This is a genomic window from Pelagibacterium sediminicola, assembly GCF_003390885.1.
Lineage (GTDB): Bacteria > Pseudomonadota > Alphaproteobacteria > Rhizobiales > Devosiaceae > Pelagibacterium > Pelagibacterium sediminicola.
The window spans coordinates 1-14,961 of the sequence record NZ_QMEL01000009.1; the positions used below are offsets into that span (position 1 = coordinate 1).

19 protein-coding genes are annotated in these 14,961 nt (G+C 62.6%); 11 read left to right on the forward strand and 8 right to left on the reverse strand.

All coding sequences use genetic code 11. The annotated features are described in order from the left end of the window. Positions 1–201: hypothetical protein (locus tag DQG18_RS16400; RefSeq protein WP_210208084.1), on the reverse strand; the 201-nt coding region annotated here is incomplete at its 3' end. Between the two features lie 147 nt (positions 202–348). Between DQG18_RS16400 and DQG18_RS13185 the strand changes: the two genes are divergently transcribed. The 6 genes from DQG18_RS13185 (at position 349) to rpsU (ending at position 4,773) form a co-directional block, all read left to right on the forward strand. Further along, positions 349–990: a DsbA family oxidoreductase gene (locus DQG18_RS13185; protein WP_116654721.1), complete on the forward strand. Its 642-nt coding sequence runs from the start codon at positions 349–351 to the stop codon at positions 988–990. An 85-nt stretch (positions 991–1,075) separates the two neighbouring features. After that, on the forward strand, positions 1,076–1,885 hold the full coding sequence (locus tag DQG18_RS13190; RefSeq protein ID WP_116654722.1) for an alpha/beta hydrolase: 810 nt from the start codon (positions 1,076–1,078) through the stop codon (positions 1,883–1,885). Positions 1,886–1,980: 95 nt separating this feature from the next. Further along, positions 1,981–2,718 carry a TadE/TadG family type IV pilus assembly protein gene (locus DQG18_RS13195; protein ID WP_116654723.1) on the forward strand — a complete coding sequence of 246 codons (738 nt, stop codon included), beginning with the start codon at positions 1,981–1,983 and terminating at the stop codon, positions 2,716–2,718. 129 nt (positions 2,719–2,847) lie between these two features. After that, entirely contained in the window at positions 2,848–3,312 is a 465-nt protein-coding gene (gene purE, locus DQG18_RS13200) for a 5-(carboxyamino)imidazole ribonucleotide mutase (RefSeq protein ID WP_198669775.1), read from the forward strand. Continuing rightward, positions 3,305–4,396, forward strand: coding sequence for a 5-(carboxyamino)imidazole ribonucleotide synthase (locus tag DQG18_RS13205; protein ID WP_116654725.1), 1,092 nt, complete (start codon positions 3,305–3,307; stop codon positions 4,394–4,396). Before purE ends, DQG18_RS13205 begins: the two co-directional genes overlap by 8 nt. Before the next feature lie 155 nt (positions 4,397–4,551). After that, the gene (gene rpsU / locus DQG18_RS13210) at positions 4,552–4,773 is read left to right on the forward strand and encodes a 30S ribosomal protein S21 (RefSeq protein ID WP_116654799.1); all 222 of its coding nucleotides are present in this window, start codon (positions 4,552–4,554) and stop codon (positions 4,771–4,773) included. A gap of 227 nt (positions 4,774–5,000) precedes the next feature. On the opposite strand, the gene DQG18_RS13215 is transcribed toward rpsU, so the two are convergent. Both DQG18_RS13215 and DQG18_RS13220 read right to left on the reverse strand, forming a co-directional pair. Beyond that, the gene (locus DQG18_RS13215) at positions 5,001–5,810 is read right to left on the reverse strand and encodes a siderophore-interacting protein (protein WP_116654726.1); all 810 of its coding nucleotides are present in this window, start codon (positions 5,808–5,810) and stop codon (positions 5,001–5,003) included. 78 nt (positions 5,811–5,888) lie between these two features. Further along, entirely contained in the window at positions 5,889–6,104 is a 216-nt protein-coding gene (locus DQG18_RS13220; RefSeq protein WP_198669768.1) for a YdcH family protein, read from the reverse strand. Positions 6,105–6,252: 148 nt separating this feature from the next. On the opposite strand from DQG18_RS13220, the gene DQG18_RS13225 reads away from it, so the two are divergent. After that, positions 6,253–6,429, forward strand: a complete 177-nt coding sequence (locus DQG18_RS13225) for a YdcH family protein (protein WP_116654727.1) — start codon at positions 6,253–6,255, stop codon at positions 6,427–6,429. A 182-nt stretch (positions 6,430–6,611) separates the two neighbouring features. Here DQG18_RS13225 and DQG18_RS13230 read toward each other — a convergent pair whose 3' ends face one another. Together DQG18_RS13230 and DQG18_RS13235 are read right to left on the reverse strand one after the other, a co-directional pair. Continuing rightward, positions 6,612–7,361 (reverse strand): sulfite exporter TauE/SafE family protein, encoded by a 750-nt coding sequence (locus DQG18_RS13230; RefSeq protein WP_198669769.1) that lies wholly within the window; start codon positions 7,359–7,361, stop codon positions 6,612–6,614. Between the two features lie 196 nt (positions 7,362–7,557). Next, entirely contained in the window at positions 7,558–8,283 is a 726-nt protein-coding gene (locus DQG18_RS13235; protein ID WP_116654728.1) for a DUF1013 domain-containing protein, read from the reverse strand. Positions 8,284–8,496: 213 nt separating this feature from the next. Here DQG18_RS13235 and DQG18_RS13240 point away from each other — a divergent pair, with 213 nt between their 5' ends. From DQG18_RS13240 to rcdA, 3 genes are all read left to right on the forward strand, one after another. Next, positions 8,497–9,243, forward strand: coding sequence for a glycosyltransferase family 2 protein (locus DQG18_RS13240; protein WP_116654801.1), 747 nt, complete (start codon positions 8,497–8,499; stop codon positions 9,241–9,243). Between the two features lie 8 nt (positions 9,244–9,251). Continuing rightward, positions 9,252–9,434, forward strand: a complete 183-nt coding sequence (locus DQG18_RS13245; RefSeq protein ID WP_116654729.1) for a DUF1192 domain-containing protein — start codon at positions 9,252–9,254, stop codon at positions 9,432–9,434. 339 nt (positions 9,435–9,773) lie between these two features. Beyond that, positions 9,774–10,286 carry a protease adaptor protein RcdA gene (rcdA, locus tag DQG18_RS13250; protein WP_245958463.1) on the forward strand — a complete coding sequence of 171 codons (513 nt, stop codon included), beginning with the start codon at positions 9,774–9,776 and terminating at the stop codon, positions 10,284–10,286. Positions 10,287–10,474: 188 nt separating this feature from the next. On the opposite strand, the gene rpmE is transcribed toward rcdA, so the two are convergent. Then, complete coding sequence (rpmE, locus tag DQG18_RS13255; RefSeq protein ID WP_116654730.1) at positions 10,475–10,699, reverse strand: 50S ribosomal protein L31; 225 nt, start codon at positions 10,697–10,699, stop codon at positions 10,475–10,477. Between the two features lie 190 nt (positions 10,700–10,889). Here rpmE and DQG18_RS13260 point away from each other — a divergent pair, with 190 nt between their 5' ends. Further along, positions 10,890–12,710, forward strand: a complete 1,821-nt coding sequence (locus DQG18_RS13260; RefSeq protein ID WP_245958464.1) for an ABC transporter transmembrane domain-containing protein — start codon at positions 10,890–10,892, stop codon at positions 12,708–12,710. 154 nt (positions 12,711–12,864) lie between these two features. Here the strand turns inward: DQG18_RS13260 and DQG18_RS13265 are convergent, their stop codons facing one another. Together DQG18_RS13265 and DQG18_RS13270 are read right to left on the reverse strand one after the other, a co-directional pair. Further along, positions 12,865–13,890, reverse strand: coding sequence for a peptidoglycan -binding protein (locus DQG18_RS13265; RefSeq protein ID WP_116654731.1), 1,026 nt, complete (start codon positions 13,888–13,890; stop codon positions 12,865–12,867). A 6-nt stretch (positions 13,891–13,896) separates the two neighbouring features. Continuing rightward, the gene (locus tag DQG18_RS13270) at positions 13,897–14,901 is read right to left on the reverse strand and encodes a flagellar motor protein MotA (protein WP_116654732.1); all 1,005 of its coding nucleotides are present in this window, start codon (positions 14,899–14,901) and stop codon (positions 13,897–13,899) included. Positions 14,902–14,961 lie beyond the last annotated feature (60 nt).

Genomic DNA, 14,961 nt, shown 5'->3' on the forward strand with positions numbered 1-14,961 from the left:
ATGCTGTTCGGCGACGCCAAGAAAGTGACCGAGGCTATCGTCAAGTCGATGCACCACTGAAACATGCGCCATACGCAATCGCAAAAGGGAGCCCCAAGGCTCCCTTTTTTGTTTGGGCCGGCGCTGGGCCACCCGGATAAACCGGGGGGCGACAGGGAAGGATTGGGAGAGGATGCGAGGCACTATTGCCTCTTCCGTCATCACCCGGTTTATCCGGGTGATCCAGCGCGGGGTGGCACCCGATTCGGTAAAATCCTTGCGGTGGCGGCCCAGCCGCTAACAGCGGTGTGCGTACTTGCGGATGGCTGTGGGGGCGACCATGTTGCGGGTTAGCCGAAAGGATGCTTCATGACGAAATCGATCCATATCGATCTTTATACCGATATTGTCTGCCCGTGGTGCCTGATCGGCACGGCGCGGCTCGATCAGGCGCTCAAGGCGCTCGATCCGGAGGTGAAGGTCGACATCACCCATCACCCGTTCCTGCTCGACCCTTCAACGCCCCGCGAGGGGCGGAACACAAAACAATGGCTGGAAGCCAAATATGGCGGGGACGTTTCGGCCATGCAGGGGCGCGTCGAGCAGACGGCGCGCGAGGCGGGCGTGCCGCTCGACATGTCGGTCCAGCCCATGAGCTATCCCACCATCGAGCCGCATACGTTGATCCGGCTGGCCCCGGCGGGGCATCAGTACGGGCTCGCCAAGGCCTATGCGCGGGCCTATTTCCTTGAGGGCAGGAACATCACCGACCGCGACCTCTTGGCCGATATCGCGGCAGAGCACGGGTATACGCGCGAGGACGCGCTGGCGTTGCTGGCCGATGAGAACGAGCACAACACGACACAAGCCATGGCGGTCTCCGCCGCTCAGCAGGGGGTGAACGGGGTGCCGTTCTTTATCTTCGACAACCGGTTCGCCATCTCTGGCGGACAACCGCCCGAGGTTTTCGCAAGGGCTTTTCGCGTAGCGCTGGGCGAAGAGGAGATTTGAGGTTTTGGGGAGCGGGGCGGGAGGCTATTGGCTCTTGCCGCGTTTGCGCGCATCTTGTTGATTGGCAGCGGACGGGAGAGGCGGATTGATCAAGCGGGTTGGCATCGGCGTCGTGGTTCTGGCCGCCGCCGTTTATCTCGGGGTGCTGGGCTATCTTTATGTCAATCAGCGGGCGTTCTTCTTTTTTCCGGCGGGCGATGTTTTCGAGATTGCCGATGTGGGGATCGATGCCGAACTGGTGACGATTCCGACATCGAACGGGGAAACGGTGACCGGCTGGTATGGCGCACCCGCCCCGGGGATGCCGGTCATTTTGTATCTCAAGGGCAATTCGGGGAGTTTTTCGTCCGAATATGAGCGCCTGGCGGGGTTTGAGGCGGATGGATACGGGTTCCTGTCGATCGACTATCGCGGGTTTCCGCTGTCGCCGGGCGAGATTACGCAGGACAATATCCTGGCAGATGCGCTGGCGGCTCACGACTGGGTGGCCGAAAAGGGCGATCCGGTGCTGGTCTGGGGGCGCTCGCTGGGCGCATCGCCGGCGGTCTGGGTGGCAAGCCGGCGCGAGGTGCCCGCGTTGCTGCTTGAAACGCCGTTTTATTCGGCGGTGCACGTCGCCGCGCAGCGCTATCCTTACGTGCCGGTGGGGCTGTTGATGCTCGATCCGTTCCCGTCCAATATTTGGATGGCCGATGTGAGCGCGCCGGTGTTCGTCGCGCACGGGACGGCCGATACGACGATTTTCGTGGACAATGCCCAATTGCTTTATGCCCAGGCGCCGGAGCCTTACGCGCTCTGGATCGAGGAGGGGGCGGGGCATTCGGGCATGTGGGCGCGCGGCATCTGGGAGCGGGCCAAGGCGTTTTTCGAGGCGGTCGCGGAAAGGGACAGCTAACCATAGCGACAAATGTCCCTATCCGGTTAATCAGGGTTTAGGCCCGATCCCTTAGGGTCCCACGGTCTTTTAACGGTATAACCGGGACCTGAACGATGGGGCGCCTGAGGCATCTTTGCGATCTGCTGCTGGCCAGGGGGCGGACCGTTGTTGCCGCGCAGGAGGGCGTGGCGGCGGTCGAGTTCGCGCTTCTGGCTCCAATTTTGTTGCTCGTCTATTTCGGGTCGGTCGATCTCAGCCAGGGGATCGAGGCGGACCGCAAGCTCGCCTATGTAACCAATACGCTGGGCGATCTGGCGGCGCAGACGACCGGCGAGGTGTCTTCCGCCGATATCGCGGGGCTGATGGGCATTGCCGATACGGTGCTGCGCCCGTTCGATCCCTCCCGGGTGTCGCTGCGCATAACGGTCGCCGATGTTGCCAGCGACGGCTCCTATTCGCTGCATGCGCCGGTGGAGCGCGGGGGGGCGGCGTCGGCCTGTTCGGGCACGGTGACCATCCCTGATCCGATGCGCAACCTTGCGCGCGGCCATTCGGTGATCATCACCGAAGGGTGCTACGCCTACAAGCCGGTGGTGGGCTATGTGCTCGACACCGACGTGCCGCTCTACAAGCGCAATTTCCACCTGCCGCGCGCTGAGAATTTTGCCTATGCTGGCGGGTCTTCGGGATCGGGCGGCGGGGGTGCGGGGACCGGTGGCGGGGAGCCGGAGAGCCCCGGCGGTAATACCGATGATGGTGGCGGCAACGACGATGACGGCGGGAATGATGACAGCCGTGATGACGACGACGATCGCCGAGGTGGCGGCTGGTGCTGGTGGCGGTGCCGGTAGATCGCATCCTCGCTCTAATTTTCGACCGGCCCTTGTGCTTGCGGGGGGAGACCATATCCGGTAAAGGCGGGTTTTGAACGGCAAGAGAGGACCTTGCGCGTGCCATCGTCTCCCCCAATCGCCATTATCATGGGCAGCCAGTCGGACTGGCCCACCATGCGATTTGCCGCCGAAACGCTCGAAGCGCTGAGGGTCGACTACGAGGCGCGGATCGTTTCCGCGCACAGGACGCCGTTGCGCATGGTCGAGTTCGCGCAGACGGCGCGCGACGAGGGGTTCAAGGTCATCATCGCAGGGGCAGGCGGGGCGGCGCATCTGCCGGGCATGGTCGCATCGATGACGACACTGCCGGTGTTCGGCGTGCCGGTCGAGAGCAAGGCGCTGCGGGGCGAGGACAGCCTGCTGTCCATCGTCCAGATGCCGGGGGGGATTCCCGTCGGCACGCTTGCTATCGGCAAGGCGGGGGCGATCAATGCGGCGCTGCTGGCCGCGTCCGTGCTGTCGCTCTCGGACGAGATGCTGGCGGAAAGGCTCGCCGCGTGGCGGCAGGCCCAGACCGAGGCGGTGGCGGAGTTCCCGCGCGACGATGAGTGAGATTTCGATACTGCAACCCGGATCGAGCATCGGGATATTGGGTGGCGGACAATTGGGGCGCATGCTTTCGCTCGCCGCCAGCCGGTTGGGGATGAAGACCCATATCTATTGCCCCGATCCCAAAAGCCCCGCCTTCGAGGTGACGCCGCGCAAGACGATTGCCGCCTATGACGACGCGGAGGCGCTGGAAGCGTTCGCGGCTGCGGTGGATGTCGTGACCTACGAGTTCGAGAACGTCCCGGTCGAAGCCGCCGAGATCATGGCCCGCCACGCGCCGGTGCGGCCGGGGCCAAGGGCGCTGGAGGTTTCCCAGGACCGGCTGGCCGAAAAGGGGTTCCTGACCGGGGCGGGGATTGCGGTTGCGCCCTATGGGCCGGTGATGACGCGGGACGATCTTTTTGCGGCGCTCGATGAGATTGGATATCCGGCGGTGCTCAAGACCACGCGGCTGGGCTATGACGGCAAGGGGCAGCGCACGGTCAGGACGAGCGAGGACGCCGAAAAGGCGCTGGCCGATCTGGGCGGCGTGCAGCTCGTGCTGGAAACGTTCATCCCCTTTGAAAAGGAAATCTCGGTGATCGTGGCGCGGGGGGCGGATGGCGCGTCCGTTGCCTACGATCCGGCCGAAAACGTCCACAAGGACCATATCCTCAAGACCTCGACGCTGCCTGCGTCGATTTCTGGTGTGGCGGGACGCAAGGCGGTGGAGATGGCGAAGACGGTTGCCGGGGCGCTCGATTACGTGGGGGTGATGGGGGTCGAGTTCTTTCTCGTCCGCGATGGGGCGGAGCCGGAGCTTCTGGTCAACGAGATCGCGCCGCGCGTGCACAATTCGGGGCACTGGACCGAGGCGGTGTGCATAACCGATCAGTTCGAGAACCATATCCGCGCCATCTGCGGCTGGCCGCTGGGCGATACGACACGGCTGGCCGATGTGGTGATGGAAAATCTCATCGGCGAGGAGATCGCCGATCTTGCCGTTCGCGCGGGCGGAAGCGTGATGCCGCACCATTACGGCAAGGACGAAATCCGCGCCGGGCGAAAGATGGGGCATCTCAATCGCGTCGTCTTGCCCAAGGCTTGAAATGGCGGTTTTTCGGGGCGGTGCGGTGGACAAACCGGCATGGTTCTGATAAATGCGCCGCCACGGTGACTGGCATGTGTCGGTCGGCGTCGTGGCTCTTTTGACTGTGGCGCTTGATTTCAGCCGAATATCTAACCGAAAGGGCGGTGTTCCGCGTGCAAGTAGTCGTTCGCGATAATAATGTCGATCAAGCGCTCCGTGCGCTCAAGAAGAAGCTTCAGCGCGAAGGCGTTTTTCGCGAGATGAAGCTGCGCAATTATTACGAAAAGCCCTCTGAAAAGAAGGCTCGCCAGAAGGCCGAGGCTATCCGCCGTGCCCGCAAGCTGGCCCGTAAGCGCGCTCAGCGGGAAGCAGGTGTTTCCACCGGCCGTCGCTAAGACATCTTCGCCAGATTGGCATTGGAACTGAACGGTTCTTTGCAAACGCCGTCCGTCTCGGGCGGCGTTTTCTTTTTGCGTGCGGGTGTGCCGAGCCTGCAACTCCCTTTTCCGTCGTTGCCGGTTTATTCGGGCAACCCAGCCTTCCGCAGCACTGGGTCACCCGGATAAACCGGGTGATGACGGGAGGGTGAAGTGGGAGAAGTGTCGGGAGCTGACGGCTGGGATCAGTGTTCGTGGCCGTCGTCGAAATCGGCATCGCCTGATTTCCAGTAGCCGGCGGCCTTGATCCTGTCGGGGTTGTGGCCGAGGGTTTCGGCGAAATGGGCGCGGACGGCCTTGCTCATCGCCGCTTCGCCGGCGGCAAAGACGTAACCGTCGCCCTGGGGAAGCGCGAGGGCTTTTACCGCGTCGAGGACAAGGTTGGGGTTGCCGAGCGGGGCGCCGTTGCGGGGGACCCAGTGGATGGTCGTTGCCGTGGGACCCTCGATGGTCTGGCGCTCGGCGTCGTCGGCGATCTCGATTACCGCGATGGCGGTGGCGGTTTTGGGCAGTTCCTCAAGGCGCCGGCCGATGGCGGGAAGGGCGGTTTCATCGCCCACCAGCAGATACCAGTCGTAATCGCCGCGCACGACGAACGAGCTGCGCGGGCCGCCGACCCCGATGGTGTCGCCGGGCTTGGCCTGTTCGGCCCAGCTCGAGGCGGGACCATCGCCGTGGAGCACGAAATCGAGCGTCAGGGTGTTGGTTGCCGGGTCGAAAGCGCGGGGGGTGTAGTCGCGGGATTCGGGGCGCCGACCATCGGGAAAGCGCAGGCCGTTGGCGCTGGCTTCGGGCACCGGGAAGCTCTTGCCCGGCTCGGCAAAGAACAGTTTGACGTGATCGTCATAGGCGGCGCTGGGAAACCCGGCGAGTTCGGGCGTCTCGACGTCGACGCGGACCATTCTGGGGGTGATCCGCTCGGCGCGGGTCACGGTGGCGACGCGGAATTTGACGTCATGACGAATGCGTTCGACAAAGCGGCGGGATGTACTCATTGATACTGGATCCTGGGGGCATGAGAATTGTCCGCAGGATTAGTAATTATGACTTGAAATGTCAAATTAACCGATGTCCTACGCGATAATGTCGGGCAGCAGGAGGCGTTCGAGCTGGACAATCCTGTCCTTGAGGGCGAGCTTGCGCTTTTTCAGGCGCTGGAGCAGCGTTGCATCGGCAAGGCCGGAGCGGGCAAGGGTATCGATGGCGGCGTCGAGATCGGCGTGCTCCTGGCGCTTGGTCGCCAGTTCAAGGCCGAGCCTTACTTCCTGTTCCTTTTCCAGTGGCAGCATTGCCCGATCCCCATCCCCCGCATGTTGACCACGCGTTAACCGTGGCCGGTGGGGTTTTGCACCCCATCATTCTTGCCACAGATTTGCCATTGGACAAAGGCGGTAAAGTCTGGAAGCATGGTAGCGTCCAATGATGAAAGGCGTGACTATGACTTCACAGACTTACATCACCTCTCTGGAGCGGCGGCACCAGGATCTGGAACGCAAGATCGAACAGGAGATGCGCCACCCCTCGCGCGATGCTCTCCTCATCGCCGCACTCAAGCGCAAGAAACTCGAACTCAAGGATCAGATGGCGCGCGCCAATCGCGAGACGCAGCATTAGGGTATAAATATGCTGCTTTCCTCTCATCACCCGGCCTTGTCCGGGTGATCCGGCGATCCCGGGACTGGATTGCCCGGATAAACCGGGCACCGATGAAGGAAAGAGGGCGTTCTGATCGTACGTCCGGCAAAAAGCCCATCTGGAAGGAATGCAAGGCCACGGCTTGACCGCTGGGGCCTTTTTTATATGCCGAGCACGCCATCATAAATGAGCTTGAGCGACAACAGGAAGATCAGGACATAGGCGATGCGGTAAAAGAGCGCCTGAGAGACACGGCGCACGAGCCAGACCCCGATCAGCATGCCGCCGATCGCCACCGGCATGAGGGAAGCCGCGGCCTGCATGTTGGAGACCGAGAGTTGGCCCAACAGGAAATAGGGAACGATCTTGGCGGCGTTGACGATGGCGAAAAAAACCGCTGTCGTTCCGGCAAAAAGGGCGGGCGAGAGCTTGAGCGGCAGCATGTAGATCTGCGCCGGGGGGCCGCCGGTATGACTGATGAAGCTGGTAAAGCCCGCGACCGAGCCCCAGAGCCAGCCCCAGGGCCGCGAGGGCGGCACGGCCTCGAGCTTCTTGCGCAGGGGTAACCAGGCATCGAGCACGAAGATCAAGGTGACGATGCCGATGGCGAGCCGTACGAGAGCTTCGCTGACCACTGCGGAAAGCGACCAGCCGATGGCCGTTCCCACGAGCGCGCCGGGCAAAAGGATCCAGAAGACGCGCCACTCCACCTCGCGCCGGTAAACGACGAGCGCGATGGCGTCCATGACCAGCAGGAGCGGGAGCATCATACCCGCCGCGTCGCGGGCCGGCATGACCAGCGTCAGAAGGGGCACGCCGACCATGCCCATCGAGGCGACAAGCCCCGATTTGGACAGCCCGACGATGAACACGGCGGCGATGGCTACGGCGTAAAATGTGGGGTCGAACATCTAGAGCATTTCGGAGTTTGGCTGAATCATCGGCGTGGCGGAGGCTTTGCTCTGGTCCCCGGTATTTATTACCGGGGCCCAGTGCGATCCGGGCCCAACCCGGCATATCGTTTCATCAAAACCTGAAACGATCCAAGAGTGCCGACAAAAGAAAACCCCGGCGGGTTTCGCCGGGGTCGGAAGCTGGCTGGACGGCCTATTCGTCGTCCTCGGGTTCGCTTCCCTTCAAGGACTTGAGCTTGGCAAAGACCGATTCGGCTTCGAGATCGGCGGCATAATTGGCATCGGTCGCCCCGGTTCCCGCATCGGCGTCCTCTTCGGAAACGTGCTGGGCGCGCGACAGGGCTTCCTCAGCGGTGAGCAGGCGTGTCCCTTCGGGCGCGTCCTCCACGATGCCGGCGCTGCGGGCGGCCTTGCGCACTTCCATGTCGAGCTCGATCTGGCTGCACAGGCCCAGCGTCACCGGGTCCATCGGGGTGAGGTTGGCGCTGTTCCAGTGGGTGCCTTCGCGCACCGCTTCGATGGTGGATTTGGTGGTGCCCACCAGCCGCATGATCTGGGCATCCTTCAACTCGGGATGGCTCCGCACCAGCCACTTGATGGCGTTGGGGCGCTCGTGGCGGCGCGAGGTGGGAGTGTAGCGCGGACCGCGGCGCTTGGGTGCGGCGACCTTGACCTTGGGCTCGGAGAGCCTGAGCTTGTAATTTTCGTCCGCTTCGCCGCGCGAAATCTCGTCGCGGGTCAACTGGCCGTTCTGGATGGGGCTCACGCCCTTGATGCCGCCGGCGACATCGCCATCGGCGATGCCCTGGACCTCGAGCGGGTGCAGGGTGCAGAAATCGGCAATCTGCTTGAAGCTGAGTGCGGTGTTCTCGACGAGCCAGACGGCGGTCGCCTTGGGCATGAGCAGTTGCGTGGCCATGACAATAGTCTCCTGTCGCTGCGGGCCGGTTTTCCTGCCGGTCCGCCCGCATCACCAGTAGGGAGATGAGGGGAAATTCGTTGCGTAATATAGAGGCCGGCGGGCCGATGCGCAACGCCATTCCTGCCTCATGCCGTGCATGGGCCGCTTTTTATTGCTAAGGGGGACAAAGCCCTGTAATTGGCCGGGCAAACCAAAATCCGGGACCGCGCAATGAAACTGGCCTTTGTCATCCCCGCCTACAATGAAGAGGTGCTGATCGGAGCCTGCCTTGAATCGGTGCTGGCCGAGATCGCCCGTTCGGGGCTGGGCGATGAGGCGGAAGTGATCGTGGTCAACAACGCCTCAAAGGACCGCACGGGCGAAATCGCGCGTGGCTTTGAAGGGGTGAGGGTGGTGGACGAGCCGCAAAAGGGGCTCGTCCATGCGCGGGCGGCGGGGTTCGATGCGACACAAGCCGAACTGGTCGCCAATATCGATGCCGACACCATCGTGCCCGAGGGCTGGCTCGACACGGTCATCGACGCCTTTGAACGGGACGACAGGCTCGTGGCGCTGAGCGGGCCCTATATCTATTACGATCTTTCGGCCTGGGACCAGTTCCTGGTGAAGCTCTTTTATGGCGTCACCTACGCCATCTATATCCTCAACCGGTTCATTCTGCGCGTCGGCTCGGTGATTCAGGGGGGCAATTTCGTCTTCCGGCGCGCTGCCTGGGCCGAGGCGGGGGGCTATGACAAGTCCATCGTCTTTTACGGCGAGGACACCGATGTTGCGGTGCGGCTCGCCAGGATCGGCAAGGTCAAGTGGACGTTCGGGCTCAAGATGAAGACCTCGGGGCGGCGGCTGAAGAAAGAGGGCGTGTTCCGGACCGGAATGGATTATGCGCTCAATTTCTTCTGGGTAACGTTCCGGGGCAAGCCCGCTACAAAGGATTACGAGGACATCCGTTCGGACTGAGGTGCGGCATGGACGAGGACGACATCGTAAAAAAGCCGGTCCATGAGGTCGGCATGGCGCTCGATGCGCTGTCCATCGAGGAACTGACCCAAAGAATCGTGCTTTTGCGCGAGGAGATCGTCCGGCTAGAAAAGGCGATCGAGGTCAAGACGCAGAGTCGCTCGGCGGCCGATTCCGTGTTCAAATTCTGAAAGGTAGCGGGCGCCCGCGCGCTTCTTTTCGACAGGGTTAAAAAAGCCCGGCCCGTCAGGGTTAAGAAAAAGACTCCTGTTAAGCTAAAATTAACCCGGGCGGCTTAGGGTTTGGTTATCCAGTTTCTGACTGGGTCTTCAGAGCGGTTCCTTCCCTCTGTTTGACGCCTCCCTGTTAACTTTCGAGAGCCGTTCGTCATGATCGGCTCTTTTTTCTTTTTGGCCTGTGCAAAGCGGGGGGAGGCGGGGATTGTCGGCCCCACGTTAATGACCTCTTCCCGTTTTCGCCCTATTGTCGGGGCAGTATCTGGTATTGCGTAAGCGGCAAGGGACGGCGGCGTGGACGATCACACAGGCAGGAACGAGGCGGTGGCGCTGACACCCCGGCTTCTGGCGTCGGGCGGGTTCGACCTGCTCTATCGCGAGGGCATGAGTCTCATCGAGGAGGTCGCCGCCTATCTCGACGGGGAGGGCCGGGCTTCGAGCCAGTCCCTGAGCCGGGAGGCTTCTTTCGTTTATGCGACCGAAAGCATGCGGCTTACAACGCGCCTCATGCAGATCGCGTCCTGGCTGTTGCTGCAGCGCGCCGTCAACGAGGGGGAATTGAGCCCCGATCAGGCGCGGGCCGAAAAGGCCAAGGTCAAGTTTTCGGCGCTGCCGTCCGACCGTGGCGGGCCGGGCTGGGACGAGTTGCCCGAGCAGATGCACGGCTTCATCGAAAAGGGCGACCGGCTGTTTGCGCGGGTGGTCAAGTTCGACCGGATCGAGCGCGGGGAGGAAAAGCCCGACCCCAACAGCGAAAATGCCGTGGCGGCGCAGATGGACAAGCTGAGGGCGGCCTTCGGGAAGTAGATCCATTCTCTTTCGCTTCTCCGGCGAAAGCCGGAGTCCATGCTCCCCGTAGCACCGGCGTTCGTTGAGGGGTGGGTCCCGGCTTTCGCCGGGACAGCGAACAGGGGCCGGGACAGCGAACAGGAGAGAGAAAAGAAAAACCCGGCGCTGAGGCCGGGTTTTTGATTCTTTGAGGGTCTGTCCGGTTCTTACGAACCCAGGATGCCCTTGAACTTTTCCTTGAAGCGCGAGACGCGGCCGCCGCGGTCGACGAGCTTGCCCTGACCGCCGGTCCAGGCCGGGTGGGTCTTGGGGTCGATATCGAGCTGGAGGGTGTCGCCTTCGCTGCCATAGGTCGAGCGGGTCTTGTATTCGGTCCCGTCGGTCATCACCACGGTGATGAAGTGATAGTCGGGGTGGATGTCTTTCTTCATGGCTTTGGCCCTAAATCAAACGGGCGCATTAGCGCCCGGACGGTACTGTTGTGGAATACGTTGGCGGCCTTTTACCCAAAGCGCGGCCCAAGCGCAAGGGGCGGCAAAACATCACGCGAGCGCCTTGCTGGTTGCGGGCCGGGGTGGGAAGGCATAACTAGGACAACCTTCAACGATCATATCTGTGCCCATGACCGATTTACAGCCGGAAGAAAAGCGGGACACGCCGATGCCGCCGCGCCTCAAGGCCGGGGAAAAGGCGCGCTCGCTCGCCCCCCTGCGGAGGTTATTGCCGTTCCTCTTGCGCTATCCGGTGCGGCTGACGCTGACGCTCCTGTTTCTGCTGGTGGCCGCGATCACATCGCTGTCGCTGCCCTATCTTGCGGGCGGGTTCATCGATGAGGGGTTCGCGGCGGAAAACCTTGAGGTCGTTTCCAGCTACGCCTGGGTGGTGATCATCATCGCCGTCGTCATGGCGGTGGCGGCATCGGCCCGGTTCTATCTCATTTCACTGATCGGGGAGCGGGTGATCGCCGATCTGCGCCAGCAGGTGTTCGATCACCTCTTGACCCTCGATGCGACGTTCTTTGACGTCAACCGGGTGGGAGAGTTGACCTCGCGGCTCAATGCGGACGTCGCAACGATCCGGCAGGCGGTCGGGTCCTCGGCCTCGCTCGCGTTGCGCTCGCTCATTCTGATGGTGGGGGCGGTCGTGATGATGTTCCTCACCAATTTCCAGCTCGCGCTGGGCGTGGTGATCGTCATCCCCATCATCGTGTTCCCGCTCGTTTTCATGGGCAAGCGGATGCGCAGGGTCTCGCGGATCACCCAGGATTCGCTGGCCGATCTGTCCGCGATGGTGACCGAAACGCTCTCTTCGGTCAAAACGGTCAAGTCCTTCGTCCAGGAGGATCGCCAGCAGGAGGTGTTCCGGGGATTTGCCGAGGCGAGCTACCGGGCGGAACTCAAGCGCCTCCTGACCCGCTCGGCGCTGATCGGGCTGGTGCTGTTCGTCTCGATGATTGCGCTGGTGGGGCTGATCTGGCTGGGCACGCAAGCGGTCTTTTCGGGCGCGGTGACGGTGGGCGAGTTGACCCAGTTCGGCATCTACGCGGTGGTTGCCACCAGCGCGCTCACCAATATGAGCGATCTTTTCGGCACGCTCCAGCAGGTGGCCGGGGCGACCGAGCGGCTGATCGAGTTGCTCGACACAAAGCCTGGCTTGCCGATCCGGCCCGATCCGGTGCCGATGCCCCTGCCGTCCAAGGGCACGGTGGCGTTCGAGGATGTCGATTTCGCCTACATGACGCGGGACGATACGGCGATTCTGTCGGGCTTGAGCTTTTCGGTGGCGTCGGGGGAAACCGTGGCGCTGGTCGGGGCGTCGGGGGCGGGCAAATCGACCGTTTTTGCGCTGTTGCAGCGGTTTTACGACGTTTCGGGCGGTCGGGTGCTGGTCGATGGGGTCGACGTGCGCGATGCCGAGCCGGGCGATCTGCGGCGCCGATTCGCCTCTGTCGATCAGGAGCCGGTGATCTTTGCCGGCTCGATCGCCGACAATATCCGGTTTGGCAAGCCGCATGCGAAGATGGACGAAATCATCGCGGCGGCGGATGCGGCGCTGGTGAGCGAGTTCGTTTCAGAATTGCCCGCCGGATTCGAGACGCTGGTCGGCGAGCGCGGCGTGATGCTGTCGGGCGGGCAAAAGCAGCGGGTGGCCATCGCGCGCGCGCTTTTAAAGGACGCGCCGATCCTCCTTCTCGATGAGGCAACCTCCGCGCTCGATGCGCAGAGCGAACATCTGGTGCAAAAGGCGCTCGAACATCTGATGGAAGGGCGCACGACGCTGGTCATCGCCCATAGGCTCGCAACCATCCGCAATGCGGACCGCATTATCGTGCTCGAAAAGGGACGCCTGATCGACGAGGGCACGCACGACCAGCTTGTCTCCAAGGGCGGACGCTACGCGGAACTGGCGAAACTGCAGTTCCGGATAGCGGCGGCGGAATAATTTCCTGCCAATTTCTCTATCTTTCGCTGTCCCGACGAAAGTCGGGACCCATTGCCAGCCTTGGACCCCGGCCAAAGCTGAAGGATGGACTCCGGCGTTCGCCGGAGAAGCGAATGGAGGGGGTGACGAGCTTCAGCGGGAACGGAAACGCCGCTCAGGCTTCCGTCAGCTTGAACTCGATGCGCCTGTTGCGCCGGTAGGCTTCGTCGGTATCGCCCGGATCGAGGGGGGCGAATTCGCCGAAGCCGGCGGCAAGCAGCCGGTTGGGAGAGACGCCCTGTTCGACCAGAAGCTTGGCGACCGCGATGGCGCGGGCGGCGGAGAGTTCCCAGTTGGAAGGGAATTGCGGGGTCGAGATCGGGCGGCGGTCGGTATGGCCGTCGATGCGCAGGACCCAGGGAATGTCGGAGGGGATTTCGGTTTCAAGCTCCAGGATAGCGGCGGCGAGGGACGCGATCTGTTCCTCGCCCTCGGAAGAAATCTGGGCCTGACCGGCATCGAACAGCACTTCGGACTGAAAGACGAAGCGGTCCCCCACCACCTGCACGTCCGACCGGCCTTCCAGAATCTGGCGCAGGCGGCCGAAGAAATCGGAGCGGTAGCGCGAGAGGTCCTGCACCCGCTGGGCGAGCGCGACGTTGAGGCGCCGCCCGAGGTCGGCAATCTGGGTGCGGCTTTCGGTGTCGCGCAACTCGGCGGCGTCCAGTGCGGCTTCGAGCGCGCCGATCTGCTGGCGGAGGGCGGCAAGCTGCTGGTTGAGCAGCGCGACCTGGGCCATCGCTTCGCTCGAAATTTCACGTTCGGCGACAAGCTCGGAGGTCAGCCCGGCAATCTCGGATTCGGATTCATCAAGGCCCAAACCGATCCCGGCCAGCCGCTGCTCGAGCGCGTCGCGCTCGGCCTCGGCGCCTGAAAGGGTCGCCGAGAGGGCCGAGATGGTGACCTCGAGGTCTTCGGCGTTGGCACGTTCGAGCTGGAGCAGGTCGGTCAGTTCGGCGATCTGGGCGTTGAGGCGCTGGAGCGCGCTGTCGCGCCCGAGGATTTCCTGGTTGAGAAAGAACTGGGTGATCATGAACACCGATAAAAGGAAGATGATGACGAGCAGAAGGCTCGACAGCGCATCCACGTAACCGGGCCAGAAGCTGGGGCGTTCGGCCGACCGGCCGCGAACGAGGGCCATTTGCGATTATCCCTGTCCGCCCTGCGGGCGGTCATTGTCTTCGAGCAACGTGTCGATCAATCGTGTCAGGCGTTTGTTGACCTCGGCCTGATCGGCAATGTGGGCGCGCAGGTCCTCCTGTTCGGCGCGGATGTGCTTGACCAGCCCGTCGATGCCCTTGGCCAGCTCGGCCATGGCGCGGATGGCGTTCTGGGAGGAATTCTGGGTCTGCATGGTGGCGCCCAGCCGGTCGAACATCTGCTGCATCTCGTTGCCCGAGACGCCCAAATTGTTGGCCTGCATGGCCGTGACGGGATGATCGAGTTCGGTAATGGTGCTCATCCAGTCTTCCAGATCGGTATAAAAGGCGTTCTGGGCCTGCCCGGTCTGGAGATCGAGAAAGCCCAGGACGAGCGATCCGGAAAGCCCGAACAGGGAGGACGAGAACGCAATCGCCATGCCGCTCAGGGGGGCTTCGAGCCCTTCCTTGAGGGTCGAAAAGATATTGGCAGTGTCGCCCGTGCTCACATCAAGGCTCTGGATGGCGCCGGACACCGCCGAAACGGTCTGGATCAGGCCGTAGAACGTGCCGAGCAGGCCAAGAAAGACGAGCAGGCCGGTGAGATAGCGCGAGGTGTCCTTGGCTTCATCGAGCCTTATGCCCACCGAATCGAGGATCGAGCGCAGCGAAGCAGGCGTGATGACGGTTTCCCCCAGCCGGTCGCGCAGCATGCCCGCCACGGGCGCGAGCAGGACGGGGGGCTTGCTGACCGCATTGGGGTTGCCGCTCTGGAGGGAATTGACCCAGTTGACCTCGGGGAAAAGCCGGACCACCTGCCGGAAGGACAGCGCGATGCCCACGAACAGGACGAACAGGATCAGCCCGTTGATGAAGGGCGAGGACCAGAATGCGTCGAGCAATTGAGGCAAAAGGATGATTGCCACCAGCCCCACAAGGACGAGGAAAATCACCATCTTGATGAGATAAACCAGAGGGCTGGCGATGTTATAGGGGTCGTAGTGCTGGCTCATTAACTGCTCCGCCCGAATTCCGGCGCGACCGGAAACTCCAATTGGGAAGACAGCTTAGTC